This is a genomic window from Parafilimonas sp. (genome assembly GCF_047606085.1).
Lineage (GTDB): Bacteria > Bacteroidota > Bacteroidia > Chitinophagales > Chitinophagaceae > Parafilimonas.
In genome coordinates this window covers 1-15,224 of sequence record NZ_JASGEX010000185.1, presented here as the reverse complement: position 1 = coordinate 15,224, position 15,224 = coordinate 1, and the positions used below count along the sequence as shown (strand labels likewise).

At 41.1% G+C, this 15,224-nt stretch carries 18 protein-coding genes and 1 tRNA gene; 5 read left to right on the top strand and 14 right to left on the bottom strand.

Annotation, left to right across the window (positions count from 1 at the left end; translation table 11 throughout):
* Positions 1–422 precede the first annotated feature (422 nt).
* A complete protein-coding gene (locus QM629_RS16230; protein WP_415160936.1) occupies positions 423–899 on the bottom strand; it encodes a GNAT family N-acetyltransferase in 477 nt (158 codons plus the stop codon).
* A gap of 67 nt (positions 900–966) precedes the next feature.
* Positions 967–2,355: an APC family permease gene (locus QM629_RS16225; RefSeq protein WP_415160935.1), complete on the bottom strand. Its 1,389-nt coding sequence runs from the start codon at positions 2,353–2,355 to the stop codon at positions 967–969.
* Positions 2,356–2,497: 142 nt separating this feature from the next.
* Between QM629_RS16225 and QM629_RS16220 the strand changes: the two genes are divergently transcribed.
* Complete coding sequence (locus tag QM629_RS16220) at positions 2,498–2,626, top strand: hypothetical protein (protein WP_415160934.1); 129 nt, start codon at positions 2,498–2,500, stop codon at positions 2,624–2,626.
* 152 nt (positions 2,627–2,778) lie between these two features.
* Here the strand turns inward: QM629_RS16220 and QM629_RS16215 are convergent, their stop codons facing one another.
* From QM629_RS16215 to QM629_RS16190, 6 genes are all read right to left on the bottom strand, one after another.
* The gene (locus QM629_RS16215) at positions 2,779–3,078 is read right to left on the bottom strand and encodes a restriction endonuclease (RefSeq protein ID WP_415160933.1); all 300 of its coding nucleotides are present in this window, start codon (positions 3,076–3,078) and stop codon (positions 2,779–2,781) included.
* On the bottom strand, positions 3,041–3,166 hold the full coding sequence (locus QM629_RS16210; RefSeq protein ID WP_415160951.1) for a hypothetical protein: 126 nt from the start codon (positions 3,164–3,166) through the stop codon (positions 3,041–3,043). The genes QM629_RS16215 and QM629_RS16210 overlap by 38 nt, the downstream gene beginning before the upstream one ends.
* A 43-nt stretch (positions 3,167–3,209) precedes the next feature.
* A complete protein-coding gene (locus tag QM629_RS16205) occupies positions 3,210–3,665 on the bottom strand; it encodes a winged helix-turn-helix domain-containing protein (RefSeq protein ID WP_415160932.1) in 456 nt (151 codons plus the stop codon).
* 73 nt (positions 3,666–3,738) lie between these two features.
* On the bottom strand, positions 3,739–4,095 hold the full coding sequence (locus QM629_RS16200) for a DUF4870 domain-containing protein (RefSeq protein WP_415160931.1): 357 nt from the start codon (positions 4,093–4,095) through the stop codon (positions 3,739–3,741).
* A 77-nt stretch (positions 4,096–4,172) separates the two neighbouring features.
* Positions 4,173–4,748: a discoidin domain-containing protein gene (locus QM629_RS16195; protein ID WP_415160950.1), complete on the bottom strand. Its 576-nt coding sequence runs from the start codon at positions 4,746–4,748 to the stop codon at positions 4,173–4,175.
* A gap of 3 nt (positions 4,749–4,751) precedes the next feature.
* On the bottom strand, positions 4,752–6,041 hold the full coding sequence (locus tag QM629_RS16190; protein ID WP_415160930.1) for a family 43 glycosylhydrolase: 1,290 nt from the start codon (positions 6,039–6,041) through the stop codon (positions 4,752–4,754).
* Positions 6,042–6,301: 260 nt separating this feature from the next.
* Between QM629_RS16190 and QM629_RS16185 the strand changes: the two genes are divergently transcribed.
* A complete protein-coding gene (locus QM629_RS16185; protein WP_415160929.1) occupies positions 6,302–6,751 on the top strand; it encodes a hypothetical protein in 450 nt (149 codons plus the stop codon).
* Between the two features lie 7 nt (positions 6,752–6,758).
* Here the strand turns inward: QM629_RS16185 and QM629_RS16180 are convergent, their stop codons facing one another.
* The gene (locus QM629_RS16180; RefSeq protein WP_415160928.1) at positions 6,759–7,622 is read right to left on the bottom strand and encodes a hypothetical protein; all 864 of its coding nucleotides are present in this window, start codon (positions 7,620–7,622) and stop codon (positions 6,759–6,761) included.
* Here QM629_RS16180 and QM629_RS16175 point away from each other — a divergent pair.
* A complete protein-coding gene (locus QM629_RS16175) occupies positions 7,616–8,026 on the top strand; it encodes an OsmC family protein (protein WP_415160927.1) in 411 nt (136 codons plus the stop codon). The two genes, QM629_RS16180 and QM629_RS16175, sit on opposite strands and share 7 nt — an antisense overlap.
* A gap of 182 nt (positions 8,027–8,208) precedes the next feature.
* Here QM629_RS16175 and QM629_RS16170 read toward each other — a convergent pair whose 3' ends face one another.
* From QM629_RS16170 to QM629_RS16150, 5 genes are all read right to left on the bottom strand, one after another.
* Positions 8,209–10,146, bottom strand: a complete 1,938-nt coding sequence (locus QM629_RS16170; RefSeq protein ID WP_415160926.1) for a lectin-like domain-containing protein — start codon at positions 10,144–10,146, stop codon at positions 8,209–8,211.
* An 83-nt stretch (positions 10,147–10,229) separates the two neighbouring features.
* Complete coding sequence (locus QM629_RS16165) at positions 10,230–11,501, bottom strand: DUF2851 family protein (RefSeq protein WP_415160925.1); 1,272 nt, start codon at positions 11,499–11,501, stop codon at positions 10,230–10,232.
* A gap of 63 nt (positions 11,502–11,564) precedes the next feature.
* A complete protein-coding gene (locus QM629_RS16160) occupies positions 11,565–12,143 on the bottom strand; it encodes a Maf family nucleotide pyrophosphatase (protein WP_415160924.1) in 579 nt (192 codons plus the stop codon).
* The gene (locus QM629_RS16155) at positions 12,136–13,059 is read right to left on the bottom strand and encodes a geranylgeranylglycerol-phosphate geranylgeranyltransferase (RefSeq protein ID WP_415160949.1); all 924 of its coding nucleotides are present in this window, start codon (positions 13,057–13,059) and stop codon (positions 12,136–12,138) included. The genes QM629_RS16160 and QM629_RS16155 overlap by 8 nt, the downstream gene beginning before the upstream one ends.
* A 47-nt stretch (positions 13,060–13,106) precedes the next feature.
* A complete protein-coding gene (locus QM629_RS16150) occupies positions 13,107–13,622 on the bottom strand; it encodes a KdsC family phosphatase (RefSeq protein ID WP_415160923.1) in 516 nt (171 codons plus the stop codon).
* Positions 13,623–13,870: 248 nt separating this feature from the next.
* Between QM629_RS16150 and QM629_RS16145 the strand changes: the two genes are divergently transcribed.
* Both QM629_RS16145 and QM629_RS16140 read left to right on the top strand, forming a co-directional pair.
* Positions 13,871–13,945, top strand: a tRNA-Val gene (locus tag QM629_RS16145).
* A gap of 572 nt (positions 13,946–14,517) precedes the next feature.
* Complete coding sequence (locus tag QM629_RS16140) at positions 14,518–14,940, top strand: transposase (protein ID WP_415160948.1); 423 nt, start codon at positions 14,518–14,520, stop codon at positions 14,938–14,940.
* The last annotated feature ends 284 nt before the right edge of the window (positions 14,941–15,224 follow it).

The following is a 15,224-nucleotide window of genomic DNA, read 5'->3' as shown; positions in this document are numbered from 1 at the left end:
AGATGGCGCGGATAAACGCAGATGAAAAATCAGGTTCGTAACTATATCGTTCAATCCATTCTGATTATTAAAACCTGCAAGCTGGCATTCACGTTTAACAATTGACGTTTCACGAATGCTGCCATTACGCATTGCTCAAGAGTGAATGATCCGCCGCGGCGGAATGCCACAGCTTCATTGGCCGGTCAACAAATTATTCTTCTTTCAATAAACCGGCGCCTGCGTTGAAGGCTTGGCGATGGGCTGATATTCAATGAACGTCTCGCCCGAACGTCAGCCGATTGAAAAACTACAGCCGAAGATAAATACAAAAAGCTGATATTTGTTCGTCTGCTGGAACTGTTGCTGATAGCGAACTATAGCCGATTTTACTTCCTTCTGCCAGCCTATTGCCAAACCCTTTGTTAGCAGTTCGGGCTTTTTCAGTCGAGTTTCATTTTGAATACTACTCTGTCTTGTCCTAGTCCCGAATAGTTTTTGATTACCTTTATTCCGTTGTCGTTTTCAATACCAGTCATTATCATCCCGATTCCCAAATGAAAATTTATTGACTTTTCATTTGTCGGGGCGGTAATTGCTTTCAAATTTTTAATGTCGTTACTCTTCAAATATTCTATAAAATGTCTGTATAATTTTTTGCCTAATCCATTTTTCTGGTGGCTTTGTCTCACGCCAATTAGGTGAACATAGCCAGTCAGCTCAGTTTGTGATATAAAACCAAAAAGATATGCAACTACCCTATCCTTAATTTTTATTACGAAAGCTGTATTGCCAAATTCGTTGATAAACATTGGATGATGAAAAGAAAGAGTTCTGTCACTTCCCCAAAAGTCTGTGATGTCCGTAAGGATTTGCAAAAAGTCTGTCTGATTACAATTTAATATTGGTTCTGCTTCCATACTCTTTTATCGAAATATACGATTGTCATTTTTCTTATTCATACATTTTGTCTATTTAATTGCTTTGTCAATGTCGCCCATTTTTCTGTTTGTAATCGAGGTCGTCTTTAGCCTGACCGCTAACATGGTTATTGCCGCCATGTGTTTTTTTACAAAAGATGAAATACAACATAATAAAAACAGTTAAAACACTAATGCCGGTTACGGCATATTGCGGGTTAGTAATGGCGATTACTGCGCCCACAAAAATATAGGCAAGAATAAAAACAGCAGGCAGCAGCGGGTACAACTTCATTTTATAAATGCCGGTGCCATCCAAATGTTTGGTGCGTTTGCGCAATATAAAAATAGCGCCTGCAGAAGTGGCCATGCCAATGCTGTCGAGAAAAATGGTGAAGCTGAGTATCTGGTCGAACCGGTCGGCAAAAAATAAAACGATAACACAAATGGCCGCAAACACGCTGAGGCTAACGGTGAGCACATCTCTTTTTTCATCTTTCTTTTTAAAGGCTTTGGGCAAAATGCCATCCATGCTCATGGCATACATTACACGCGGGTTGCTGAGCAATAACACATTTACATAAGCCAGCACGGCGAGAAATAATAAAACAGAAAGCGTGTACCCGCCGGCTGCGCCAAACATCTTCCCGGCTACAATGGCAGCAATGCCTTTGGTTGATTTTAATGCTTCAAAACCGATGATCTTATAATAAGAATAATTAACACAGAGGTACAATATAATGATTGTAATAATGCCCATAACAATGCCGCGTGGCGTGTTCTTTTGCGGGTTGTGCACCTCTTCTCCAAAATTGATGGTTTGCTGGTAGCCGCCATACGTAAACGATACGGCCTTTAATGCAATACCGAATAATAAAATACTGTTGGCTGAAGCGGCGTTTGCCACAACATTTTCATGAGTATTGGTATTATATAATTGTGGAAAGAGAAGCGCTGCAATTAAAACCAGTATCAGGCACAGTTTAATGATCATTAAAACATTCTGCGTGTTGGCGCTCATGCGCAGGCCCATCAAGTTAACGCCATAAAATATAACGATGGCACCAATGGAAAGCATGGCTTCGTTAAACGACGTGGGGGCTTTAAATATAAGCGGCGCAATATATTCGCTGCCTATAAGCGCAACGCCTGAAAGCGAAGCTGCATTGGAAATAAGAATGATGCAGTTAATGCCAAATGCCAGAGAAGGATGATAGCAAACGGCAAATATTTTATAATAGCCGCCGGTTACAGGATAGCGGGAACCGATTTCTGCATACGTGAGCGCACCGCATATTGCAATAAGGCCGCCCAGTATCCATACGCCAAAATAAATTGCGGGCGATGATGAAGCAGCGGCCGCATCCTTTGCTGTTCTGAAAATGCCCATGCCTATTACAAGGCCAATAACGATCATGGTAATATCAAACAGCGAAAGTTTTTGCTTATCCTTCATGCCGGTAAATTTAATTAAAACATCACTGTGATTCTTTACAATATAAAAACCGCTATTCACCCCTTTTGCATACGGGCTTCACCGATTGACACTTAACCAAAAGCCAGGTCTGTTTTTAACTTTGTGCTAAATGAAGGGGTTTATGTCGAAAGTTTTATTTCTGGGCATGCCAACCTTCTTACATATACGGCAACCTTTTATTGAAGTAGGCGGTTATGCAAAAGCTGTAAGCGAAAATTTTAAATGGAAGCAAACAAAGATAATGGAATAATAGCAGCAAGGGTTATATGCATGTATGAATGAAGAAAGGCAGCCGCACATGGTTGCCTTTTTTGGCTCGATATTGCTTACAAGCGGGGCAATAGCACTGTGCCCGCTTGTATGTAGCAAACACTTTTATAGACAGCACATTCTATTGTCGAGTTATAGATTGCTAAACCAATCAGTTTTAACTTCCACCGTTTCAGTCAATTTTGTTTCAATGCCAAGCTTCAATTCTTTAAGCTTGTCACATAACAATTCGCCGTCAATCAAATCTATTGGTGGCGCGCCATCTCTGGTTGCTTCTTTGGTCGCTTCTCTCGTGAATGTACCTGTGGTAATGAAAAGTCCTTTATCTGCACGACCTTGCATAGCGCCTCTAAAATCTCTAATTTTATCGGGAGTAACTGAACTTTTATATCTCTTACATTGAAAGATAACATGAAAGCTTAGAAAAACCACTTATCCTTACAATGCCTTTTCCATCTATTCCACCGTCACCAGTTTTTCCTGTTACTTCCACTTGAAAGAAACCGCTTTCCCTTAAAATTCTTTGAGCAAGTCGTTCAAAAGCAGAAGGTGATATAGCACATTTAATAATTGTTGCTTCCAGTTTTCAGAAGTTTCAAATTCAACTTCTTTTTCAGCTTGACTGTCTTGTTCTTCCTTGCTTTCGTTATATTTATTGCAGGTCTTGTTTGTTCTCTAACTGTTCTCTTTATCTCGTCCGGATTAAGTTTTGAAATATTAATGTCAGCTTGTGATAAAGCCCAGATACCGCGTGAAGAATTTTCAAGAAGTCCAAATTTTTTCAGGTAAGTTCTGCTCCAGGCTAATCGGTAATCAACTTCATTAATTGTCCCATCTTCGCCATGTGGAATTTGTAAAATGTCATCGTGAATTTTAGCAATCTCATAAACTTTTCCATTTATTTCTTCAATTGAACCTGAACCACCAGGTTCTTGCAGGGCTTGAATAGTCGGAATAAGCAATTCGTCAAATGTCGGGATGTTGGAATTTACTTTTTTTTGCCATTTAAAGAGTTTCATTTTGATTATTTTGATGTGCCCAAAAAAAGGGTTGCTGCCAACATTTTATTTTGACTTTAAGCCTTCTTACTGCTTATTTAATAAGCCTGATTGAAAAAGGATATTTATACAGCTTTCCTTCGCTGGCGCGAAGGGTAGCAACAATTACAAGCACTACATCAATTATACCAACAATCCATAACAGTAATATACCAACAATTGTTATTATCAGTACAAAGCAAATTATGATCAATGTTATCTGGAAGTTGAGCGATTCTCTCGCATGATACTTTATAAACTCAGACTCATCTTTTTTCACCAGGTAAATTACAAGCGGGGCAAGCAAAGGAAAAACAAATGTGAGCACATGTGATAATAAGGCCATTGTTTTTTCATCGCTGGTGGGCGGGATTACAGGCGTTTCATCAGTGCCTAATAAATCTTGTTGCATACAGGTAATTTTTTTAAAGATAGAAAAATAGCCTTACATAAATTTAAATTGTAAAAAACGGAGAAGTGCTAAAGCTATTATTCCACTTTAATTACCTGCGTCCTTGCACTTACGCCATTTTCATTAATGGCTTCTATTTGAAAATAATACGGCCTGTCTCTTTCCATTGCTGAAAAATAATATTCGTTTGTATTATATACCATAATGCTGGTGTATAATTTATCGGGCGCAATCCCTGTATAAATGTTATAAGCATACGCATCATTGCTCAATTGCCATTTAAGCCAGCTATTCCTTCTCTCACTATCGCCGCGCAGTACAACAAAATGCTTTACCGTATCGGGCTTTACACCCGCGCCTTTGCCGAATACACGCAAACCACTAATGGCAAATTTACCATCAGCAGTATGTATGTTTTCAAGTTTGATATAACGAACCAGTGTTGGTGCAGAAAGTTCAACATAATCATGCGGCACATCGGTTTTATTGTTGCTTTTATCAAGCAATACCTTCCATATTTTGCCATCTGTGGATGAATACAATTTATATTGATGGTAGATGGTTGTGCTTTTGCCCAGAATATCTGCATCCTGGTCGGCATAATTTATTTGAATGGCTTTTACTGTATCAACTGCGCCCAGGTCAGACTGAATCCATTAGCCTTTATCAGCCGTTTTCGCACACCAGTAGGTTTTAATGTTTTCATCCACTGCATTGTTTGGTTCATAATTTCCAAAAGTTGATGAAACGGTTACAGGCTTATTATAGTTCAACAGCATCCAGCCGGTGAAAGCCCCACCCAACCTCCCCGAAGGAGAGGCTTTGGCACCGCTCAAAGACCCGCTTACAGAAGTTCCTGCGTTTTCTTTTGCCGGTTGAATTAGCTGGCTTTTGTGCTGATGAGAAACCCCTCCCTCGGAGGGGCCTGGGGAGGCCGTTTGAGGGGCTGGCAGGTAATGCGGGTAGTCGCCAAAAACCGTATTGCAATACATTATGCCATCTTTATCAAAACCGGCAGGCCATATACCAATGCGCCGCTCAAAATTATTCTTCACATTTACAATCATGGTGCTTACATGCCACCAGTTACCATACACATCCTGGTAGGTGGCGCCGTGCCCGGCGCCTGTTGCAAAACCTCCGGGTTTAAACGAAAACGGGTTATGCGCCTGGTAGGTAAAAGGGCCTAATGGTTTATCGCCAACGTACACGCCATCGCCATAACCACTGAACTCTGTGCCCGGCGCACCGTATTGCAAATAATATTTGTTGTGGTATTTCGTCATCCAGGAACCTTCGATAAAAGGCCTGAGAAAAGTATTATCGTGGTACTCTCCAAAACGCTCCCAGCCATGAATACTGTCATTCAAATGCAGTAATTCTTTCCGTTCTCCAATGGGCTGAAATGTTTTTCTGTCAATCTCCTGCCCGTAAGTGGGATACGTATTGCTCGATCCAAAATAGATGTAGAGCTTACCATCATCATCTGCCAGGAATGCAGGGTCCCAGGCGCCCACTTTAAAGGAATCAGCCAGGGGCTTCCAGTCATCAGCCGTGGGGTTTGTGCTCATCCATAATGTAAACGCCTGTGTATAAGTGGAGCCGATAACGATCATTGTATCATGCAGCACGGCAACAGCCGGAGCGCACAGTTCATCATACACATTTGCATCAGGCTTTAAAAACCTGCGCGGAATAAACTTCCAGTTCAGCATATCACTGCTCCACCAGTAACCCCACTGATTGGTAGAGAATAAAAAATATTTATCCTTATATAAAACAATTACAGGATCAGCCGTGGCACGGTGCATGCCCTGTTCAGAAAAATTTGGAATGGGCGTAAAACCATAGTCTATATTGATAGGATTGCAATAGGTTTTTTGTTGTGCGTGCAATGAAGTGTTTAATAAAATAAAAATGATGAAGGCAAATAATCTGTGGGCCATAACAAACAATTTATTGACAGCATTACATGTAACCGGTAAAACGAACGGGCTAAAGTATTACGAATTAATAAGAAGCAGCCATGTTTCTTTTGGTAATAAAGCTTACTTCCATTGTTTCAATTATTTCAATCTTCTTTATAGTAAGCCGGCATCCCCTATTAATTTCCGGGCAGGCCAAAAACAAATGCAGCTTATGTTTGCCTCCGGCAGGGATTCACCGTCCAAATAACATCTTATTGCTAACGATAAAAAACACCACTATGGCATTCTTTGATTTCCTGCACATTTTCACTGATCTGTTCAATGCTGCAGAAAAAGCATGGAAAAAATTAGAGCCTTCCGTTCAGAACGCATTACTTGACGGCTCTGGCATTATAAACGTAATAAGCCAGAATTTAGAGGCAACGCCGGAAGAATTGTTTGATCTTATTCAGAAAAAATTTCCCGAGGTATCGAAAGAGAAATTAACTGAGGGCTTACATAAGGTGAGCGATGGTTTTAAGCTTACGCAGGATATTGAAACGCCCGGCCTGCTTACTACTATCAAAAATTTACAAACTTATTTTTCAGGCCTGCATGGCAAATTTTGGGAAAGCGCCACTTCCATAGCAGCGCAGGTACTTTCTACCCTGTTCTCGCCGGATGATACCCCGTTTGGAAAGATTTCAACACTGATTGAATTTGTATATCGGAAAAAGATAAAGAAATAATTACACATTATTTCCGGAAGCCAAATTCAATAGCTACATAAGCATTGTAAAAGAATTGCTTTGCCTGTGCATTAACCATAATAGGCATATCTTTCGTATAAAATTCCGCACTTACGCCAATTTCAAGGGCTGACAATAATTCATTATAGCGCCCATAATCAAAACGCAGGCCCGCATGGGCCACAAGGCCCGGCACAAATTTCATTTCACCAAAACCTTTGGTGAGGCCTGCGCCGGAAATAGGATAATTCAGAAATAAGGTATCTGAAGCGCCCTGGTATTTTACATCCTCTGTTTCGCCGGTATTGGGATCATACACCGTTACATAATATGGTTTTAATAAGCCTGCTGAGAAACCGCCGCCATAAATGGCTGAAACTGCGACCCCGTTTTTGGCGCCTTTTCCGCCAATAAGCCTTTGCTGGCCAATGCCAATGTTTACATTATAAAAAACATTTTGCTTGCCGTAAATAAATGAATTGCCAACGGGATAACCGGTATAAGGATCGGAAGGCGTTATCCTTTCTTCTTTATGGCTTTTGCGCTCCCCTATTTCCACAAACCAGGTATTGGTGGTAGTAATGGTTTTGTATTTACCATGTTCATATATGGCCGTCCAACCGTCTGTGTTCAGCTTAAAGCCAAAGAGCGACTGTTTATTATAAATTAATGCGCCCTCTTCTTCCCGTTTAATAAGGTCTGCTATATGTTGCTTTCTCTCCTGTCGTTTAATATCTTTTTCACTTTGCTTTTCCTGTTGCTGTGCAAAAATCTGAGCGGTAATAATAAAGCAGAGTGAAAACAAAATTATCTTGCGGTACATGTGTAAATTGATAATCGTAAATTTATAATAAATATTGTGTAATGACATCTGAAATAATTTATAAAGGCTCGTTAAGAACAGAAGCAAAACACCTGCAAAGTAATACTATAATTGAAACCGATGCCCCTGCAGATAACCAGGGCAAAGGCGAAAGATTTTCGCCAACCGATCTGCTGGCTACCTCATTGGGAAGCTGCATGCTTACCATCATGGGCATTAAGGCAAGGGATATGAATATTGAACTTGATGGAACAGAAGTGAGCATTTTAAAAAAGATGAAAGCTGAGCCAAGACGTGTGGGCGGCATTGATGTGCGTTTTGATTTTCCTGCATCGCTTACACTGAATGATAAAGAAAAAAAGATTCTTGAAAGAGCGGCGCTTACCTGCCCGGTAGCCAAAAGCATTCATCCTGATATTGACATGCATGTGGAATTTGGGTGGAAAGATTAAGCTTTGATTGTGATTCATAGTGCTTCCCACACACCTGCCCGAATGAATCCGTTCAGGCAGGATCATATAAATGATCGCAGATGAAACCAGGCCTTTTGCAGGTTTCCCGCACAGAGCAATAATACCTCCGTTGGCTCTGCGCTCTCTGTGCCACAGCATTTTAAATAGCTTCTGAAATGTATCTAACGCACTAAAACCACTGTTCCCCGTTTTTTTAGTATGGAGCCGGTGGCTGTTTTTCCTTCAACCATCCAGATATAGGTGCCTGCCGGCTGCGGAACGCCGTTTAAGTTTCCATCCCATCCGGAAGAAGCGTTTTTTGAAGCATAAACAACCTGCCCCCACCGGTTTACGATATTAAACAAACTGATCTCTGAAATGCCTACAGGTATGATTTTAAAACGGTCATTCAGGCCATCGTTGTTTGGCGTAAAAGCCAAGGGCACATAAATCTCCGGGCCTTTAATAACACGCAGATTCAGGGTATCGGTGGTAGCGCAGCCTTTATCGGTTGATGCTGTGAGGATATACGTAATATCATTATCCAGCGTGGCAACAGGATTAGCGACATTTGGATTATTAAGCCCCGTTGACGGCGACCAGCTATAATATGTACCGCCGCTTGCCTGCAACTGGTAAGGATAACCCTGCAGAATGGTTGAATCTCTTCCCGCATACGCATTCGTTCCATACATGATTACCGGCTTTGTAACCGTATCTGAAATGCAGCCGTTCGCAGCCTGCGCCGTAAGCGATACATTGTATGTGCCTGTATCGGTAAATACATGCTGCAAAGAGGCATCAGATGAAAAACTATTGTCATCAAAATCCCAATACCATTCGTTAATCGTAACGGACGGCGACAGGTTTTCAGCCAAAAAATCCACAGGCGTATTCCTGCAGGTATCTTTTTTTTCAAAATCAATTTCCGGGGCCTCTGACACCGTAAAAGTTTTTGCGGCTGTATCAGAAGCGCACCCTTCTGCTGTTTTTACATAAAACTGCACAGTGTATTCGCCCGCAGCGTAATTAACCGGCAATGGGTTTTGTAAAGATGATGTGGCGCCGTTGCCAAAATTCCAGTACCAGTAGTTCTCCGTGCCCACATCTAATGTGGTGGCATCTGTGAATACAACATCCTGGTTATCGCATGCCAGCGAAGGCTTTGTAGTAAAATCTGCAACAGGGTAACTGCCCACCGTTATCTCCTGCACAGTCGTATCCGAAGTACAGCCGTCGCCACCTGTAATATTTAAAGTAACCTTATAGATGCGTGGTTTTGCGTATGTGTGCGCCGGCGGGTTTTGCAAGGTGGAGGTGGTGCCATCGCCAAAATTCCAATACCAGCCTGCAATGCTTCCAAATGAAACGGAACTGTCAACAAAAGTGAGCGGCGTGCCTATGCAGGTGTTGGTGTGCGCCGCAAGGTTAAATCCTGCATCAAGCGAAGTGCACATTTGTTGCAAATTAACCGCTCCGCCGGTTGCTGAGGTAAAACCCCAGTACACCAGTGGGTCATCATTAAAAATATCTGCAACAATATCTTTTTGAAGCGATAAACGCAAAATGCCGTCCATTTTAATGATCATTGAATCAACCGAAGGTTCCCAGTTTATCTCAAGCACATGCCATTGGCAGTCTTCAATATTGTCGCTGTTGGCAAGCGCCTGCACCGGCCCGGCAAGATTGTTTGATGTAGTATGGTCCACATCGCCGTTTGCCTGTATGGCAATATGATCGTAAGAAGGATCGTTTTGCGCGGTGTTTTGCCAGGTATCAATTGTTACGCCCGCTGAAGGCAGTATGTTTTGAAAGCCCAGGCCTTCGCCTGTAGTGCCGAGGCTTGTGCTTACCGGCTGCAGCACGAATGCGATGCCATCAGCGCCATCGGCATCGTTACAACCAAGAAAAACATTAAAAAAATAATCAAAAGGCTGGGTAAGGTCAATTTTATTTTTATTCCAGATTGAGCCGGATTGAGCCTCCACTTCCATAGTAAGGGTATAACAATGGCAATTCTCCTGTGTGGCAGACCCATTAAGCACATACGGGTTTTGCGCAACTGCTGCCACAGTTAATATCAACAATAAAAAAGCAAGCGAAATTCTTTTCTTCATCATTAGCCGGGTGCTGCGGAGCAATTATTTATAAGGCAATTTACTATTTAACGTATGCCTTATAACAGGTATGCCTTTTATAATTTTTATTCTCCACGCAGCAATTTAACGCCAACGGCGCAATCGAGGCATTTCTTTTTTGTACAATACATATTTTTCAAATGAAGCAACGCCTGGCTGTGCAGGGCATTTTGATTGGTAACGCCATGCAGTTTCCATTGCCTGGTAACCGCATTCTGCTCAGGCTCTAACTCCATTAACCAGTTAAGCGATTTTTCTCGCCGGGCGGTGTCATTTTTATTGATGGCATACAAAAACATTACGGGCACGATTGTATTAATAATGATGTGATGAATAAACGCGTTGCCAACCGTTTTTTTGATATAAACAGCTTCGTCTTTTAAGGTATAATGATAATGCCAGAAATCGTTTGCCGTAACATCGAACCATCGGAAGATATCATGGAGCTTTACGGCTGTTTTTATTTTAGAGAATAAATGGCTGGATTGATAAATAAGCATGGCAAGCTGCGCCAGTCTTAAGGTGGGGAAATTAAATGGCCGCATTCTTAAAAATGCAGGCGCTTTGTTCACAGGCTGCAGGTTATATTTCCTGGAAAGAAAGCTATATTCTTTTTTCAGCATAACGGGATATGCATCTTCAAAGCCGCCATTCAGCAAACCGGCCTGGCCAAGCAGCAATGCTTCTAACTGGTGAATCTGGCTTTTGTGTTTTGCCAGCAGGTTTACAGGCAATGATGTGGCAACCTGTTCAAATATATCTGCATTAACCTTCATTCCAAAGCTGCGGCAAAGGCTTATCCAGAAAACTTCTTCCCAGTTATTGTTGGCATCGGCAAGCCACTGCATGATGGTGTTTGATTTTTGCTGCAATCGTTCTGTTACTAATCTTTCTTTCCATCCCAGCCAGGCTATTTCACTCAAAACGGGCAGGGAAGAACTGCAGGCAATTTCATCTGCATTTTGCATCAGTTGCTCAAAGCGCTGCAAGGTAATTTTTGAAACAAGCGGCTGAAGTTCTAACGTGGCCAAAGGCTGATGATAAGCATCAAATATTTTTTCATCATTCAGCCAAACAACATGCAGGATAATATTGCTGTAGTTCTTATCTGCTGAATGATTGTGACGGCGCCAGTGCGATGCACATACATGCAGCTCAACATTACCCACCCAAAGCGTATTATCAACTTTTATTCTGGCTTCCATAAAATCGGGGCCGGCGTTTTTATTTAAATGGCCCGGATGTATTAATTTCAAGCTTCTGCCCTCCGAAGTTTGCAGGGCGGATTGGTTAAAGTACCTGAATTGCCAGATGAATTGCAGCAATCTTTCGTTCATAGGTTTACAGTTAATTGCAGCAACAAGTTACAAAAAGCGAAGGGAAAAACAAAATGATTATAGTTATGATGTTGCTGCAAAATGTTTTAACTGCTGCAGCACGCGGCTTACCGGCAAACCCATCACATTATAAAAATCGCCGGTAATGGATTTTATGCCGGTAACGCCAATCCATTCCTGTATGGCATAAGCGCCGGCTTTATCGTAAGGCCTGTATTTGTCAACATAAAAAATTATCTGTTCATCTGTAAGCTTATGAAACACCACATGCGTAATATCGGCAAAGCTTGTTTCTTTATCTTCTTTCAATAATACAACGCCCGTAATTACATGATGTTCATTGCCTGAAAGTGAGCGCAGCATTTCAATGGCTTCATCGCGGCTGGCCGGTTTATTCATCACTTTATTATGTAAAACAACAATGGTATCGGCTGCCAGTATTACCGCACCTGTATGTAATTTCTGCCGCACCGCCCGGGCTTTATTGCGCGCTATAAAAACGGGAATATCTTCTACCGGCATATCTGCAGGGAAGCTTTCATCTGCATCGCTTGTTACCGCATCAAAATTTATTTCAGCCCACTCAAGCAATTGTTTTCTGCGGGGCGATTGGGAAGCAAGAATGATTTTTGTATCAGGCATACATTTTAAAGAATATCATGGAGAGAATACCGGTAAACATTACCAGTTTTACCATAGTACTGAGCTTATGAAAATCCTGCGGCGTTGATGCTTTAAATAATTTTTGAAATATGTTTATCAGCGGCAGTATGATAAGGATAAAAGAGTAAGCAATGGCAAACCACCAGTGCAATTGCAGCATGTATATCATAACCACAATCAACGCCAGTACCAGCACTACAAACCAAACCGCCACATAAATCTTAGAAGCATTCACGCCCCAAACAATCGGCATGGTTTTGCAGCCGTAACGCTGGTCGCCTTCCACATCTTCCATATCCTTAACAGCTTCGCGGATAAGCGAGATGATAAATGCAAAGCCGGTATATAAAAAGGTAACGCGTGTTATTTTATGAATATTCGCATCAAAGGGATTGAAAAAGAAAAACCGAGCTTCGCACCAGGTTACCACAAGCACCGTCCATGCTGTTAAAACAGAAATAATGATGTTGCCGGAAAGCAGTTTCTTTTTAAGCGACACGGAATAAACAAACAGGAGCAAAACACATATTAAATTAGAGAAGCCGAGCAGCGTAACATGGCTGCTGAAGTCAAGATAAAAACCAATGGCAATCCCAATAAAGCTTAAAACAATATGCCATACTATGGCTGCACGCCGTTTGATTATTTTTTGAATGATGAGCCTGTCGGGTTTATTTATGCGGTCAATATTCAAATCAAAATAATCATTGATGATATAACCGGCGGCTGCAATAAAAACAGAAGACAGCATTAATAAAAAAAAGTGCAAAGGATTAAGGCTTGGCCTTCTGCCGGCGGCTGCCAGCAACGGCTGCATCACACAATACATAAAAAGCAATTGTGTGATGGCTATAAAAACCAGGTTAGGCCATCTTACCAGTCGAAGAAATGCAATTATTTTTTTCAGATTAACGCTTTGACTGCAAAATAAATTAAAAGTACTTAAGCAGATGTTATATGCATATCCTGCATCCATTTGCCCTGCAGCTTCATTACCTTTTCAATTACATCCCGCACGCAGCCTTCGCCGCCTTTAAACGAAGAAATATATTTTGAGATGGTTTTTACTTCGGCAACCGCATCGGCGGGGCAGCAGGCGAGGCCGCAATATTGCATTACGCCCATATCCGGTATATCATCGCCCATGTATAAGATTTCTTCTTTTGTAAGATTGAATTTTTTTTCCAGTTCCTGCAGTTTTTCCAGCTTGTTTTCTTCGCCCATGAATATGTTTTCAACGCCCAGTTTTAATAATCTGTCCCGTACCTGTGGCGACTTTCCGCCGGAAATAATAAAAATGCTGTACCCTTTTTTTATAGCGAGCTGCAAAGCATAGCCGTCTTTCACATGCATTTTCCTGGCCATTAAACCATTGTCAAGCACGAGCAGGGCGCCGTCTGTAAGAACGCCGTCAACATCAAACACAAATGCATTAATGTTTTTAAAAATGTTTAGCATGCCAAAGAATTTGGCCAAAGCTATGCCTGTAAATTTTGATAAAAGAAAAACCGTGCGCAGAAAAATAAAAAAGTCAAACTAACATTTGTTCGGATTATAAAATCTTTATACTTTGCATTGCTTTTGACATTTTAAAAGTCAATCGGTTGCTTGCTCATAACAAATCCCGTCGGTTCCCCGTCGGGATTTTTTTATAAAAAAAGTTTGGCAGGAATATCCCTGCGCTTATATTTGCACCCCCAAAACGAGGGAGTTTAGCTCAGCTGGTTTAGAGCATCTGCCTTACAAGCAGAGGGTCGGCGGTTCGATCCCGTCAACTCCCACAGGTAAAAGGTTTCATAGTAATATGAAGCCTTTTTTATTTGTACATTGTCAATACAACCAGCACAACAGGTTTAGAGCATCCCGATTTACAATCGGGAGGGTCGGCGGTTCGATCCCGTCAACTCCCACAGGTAAAGAAGGCCTTCAAAAGAGGTCTTTTTTTCATTGTAGTCTGTGACAAATTTTTTACTGAAACCTTTTGCTGTAAAGGATTTCAGCCTTTGCTGAACTTTTTTTCGAACTTCTTTTCTCCCGAAATTTCAGATAGCTTTTGAAAGATTCGGCTTAACAGAAAAATCATTAAACAGACCTTGAGCGATCAATTTGCACGCCATTTGCACGGCGGCAATTAAAAAAGTAGGTGAGTTTAAAGAAGCCTGACAATAAATAAAGAACTGTTTTATAAAGTTAACAAATAAAATATAGAATGTTTAAGACTCTCAATGCCCTCTCCCCTCAATGGAAAAACAATAGTGGTAAATGATACAGCAAAGGATACAATAAATGATACAGTAAAACAAAGGATGAAAAAAAGAGTAATCCTGTTTATTGACCTAAGCGATTACAAAGCATTGGAAAGTTGAACATGATATCAGCCATTAGCAATAAAGGTCATTTGCAGTTTATGGTTCTGGACGGCAGCTTTAATGGTGATGTGTTCATTGATTTTTTAAAGCGGATGATAAAGTACAGTCGTGAAAAAATATTTTTTGTTACCGATGGACATCCTGCGCATAAAACAAAAAAACTCAAAGCATGGCTGGAAGAAAGCAAGAGCAGAATAGAAGTATTTTTCATTCCTCCATACAGCCCTGAACTCAATCCTCAGGAATATTTGAACCAGGATGTAAAAACAAATGTGATTGGTAAAAAACGCCCCATTAACAAGGAACAAATGAGAAACAACGTAGAAGATTTTATGAACAACAGGAAGAAACACAAAATACAAGTGCAAAAGTATTTTCATGAAAGACACGTCAGGTATGCAGCATAACAAAATGTGTATCACTAAATGACTAAACGATTAATAAGATGGGTATTTTATATGCTTATGGCAACGTATGCTTGCTATTTGTTTAGAATTTTGATAGAAAATTTAAGATAGATGTATTATCCAGTCGCTAAGTTTTCAGAAATAAAAGGTAGTGTTTATTTCTTTGTGTAAATAGCTTATTAGTAGCTGTATAGAGAGTTAACCCGCGGGCAGGTGAAGTGAAGTGAAGTGAGGCGTAGCGGAGCCGAACGAAGCGAACCTGCCCGGTTTGCGGCCGAAGTTTT

Coding starts and splice junctions, on each gene's coding strand:
- QM629_RS16230 (WP_415160936.1), bottom strand. CDS start 899: ATGGAAGCAGAACCAATATTAAATTGTAATCAGACAGACTTTTTGCAA.
- QM629_RS16185 (WP_415160929.1), top strand. CDS start 6,302: ATGGCATTCTTTGATTTCCTGCACATTTTCACTGATCTGTTCAATGCT.
- QM629_RS16160 (WP_415160924.1), bottom strand. CDS start 12,143: ATGCCTGATACAAAAATCATTCTTGCTTCCCAATCGCCCCGCAGAAAA.
- QM629_RS16190 (WP_415160930.1), bottom strand. CDS start 6,041: ATGGCCCACAGATTATTTGCCTTCATCATTTTTATTTTATTAAACACT.
- QM629_RS16205 (WP_415160932.1), bottom strand. CDS start 3,665: ATGAAACTCTTTAAATGGCAAAAAAAAGTAAATTCCAACATCCCGACA.
- QM629_RS16200 (WP_415160931.1), bottom strand. CDS start 4,095: ATGCAACAAGATTTATTAGGCACTGATGAAACGCCTGTAATCCCGCCC.
- QM629_RS16170 (WP_415160926.1), bottom strand. CDS start 10,146: ATGATGAAGAAAAGAATTTCGCTTGCTTTTTTATTGTTGATATTAACT.
- QM629_RS16225 (WP_415160935.1), bottom strand. CDS start 2,355: ATGAAGGATAAGCAAAAACTTTCGCTGTTTGATATTACCATGATCGTT.
- QM629_RS16220 (WP_415160934.1), top strand. CDS start 2,498: ATGTCGAAAGTTTTATTTCTGGGCATGCCAACCTTCTTACATATACGG.
- QM629_RS16175 (WP_415160927.1), top strand. CDS start 7,616: ATGACATCTGAAATAATTTATAAAGGCTCGTTAAGAACAGAAGCAAAA.
- QM629_RS16180 (WP_415160928.1), bottom strand. CDS start 7,622: ATGTCATTACACAATATTTATTATAAATTTACGATTATCAATTTACAC.
- QM629_RS16150 (WP_415160923.1), bottom strand. CDS start 13,622: ATGCTAAACATTTTTAAAAACATTAATGCATTTGTGTTTGATGTTGAC.
- QM629_RS16165 (WP_415160925.1), bottom strand. CDS start 11,501: ATGAACGAAAGATTGCTGCAATTCATCTGGCAATTCAGGTACTTTAAC.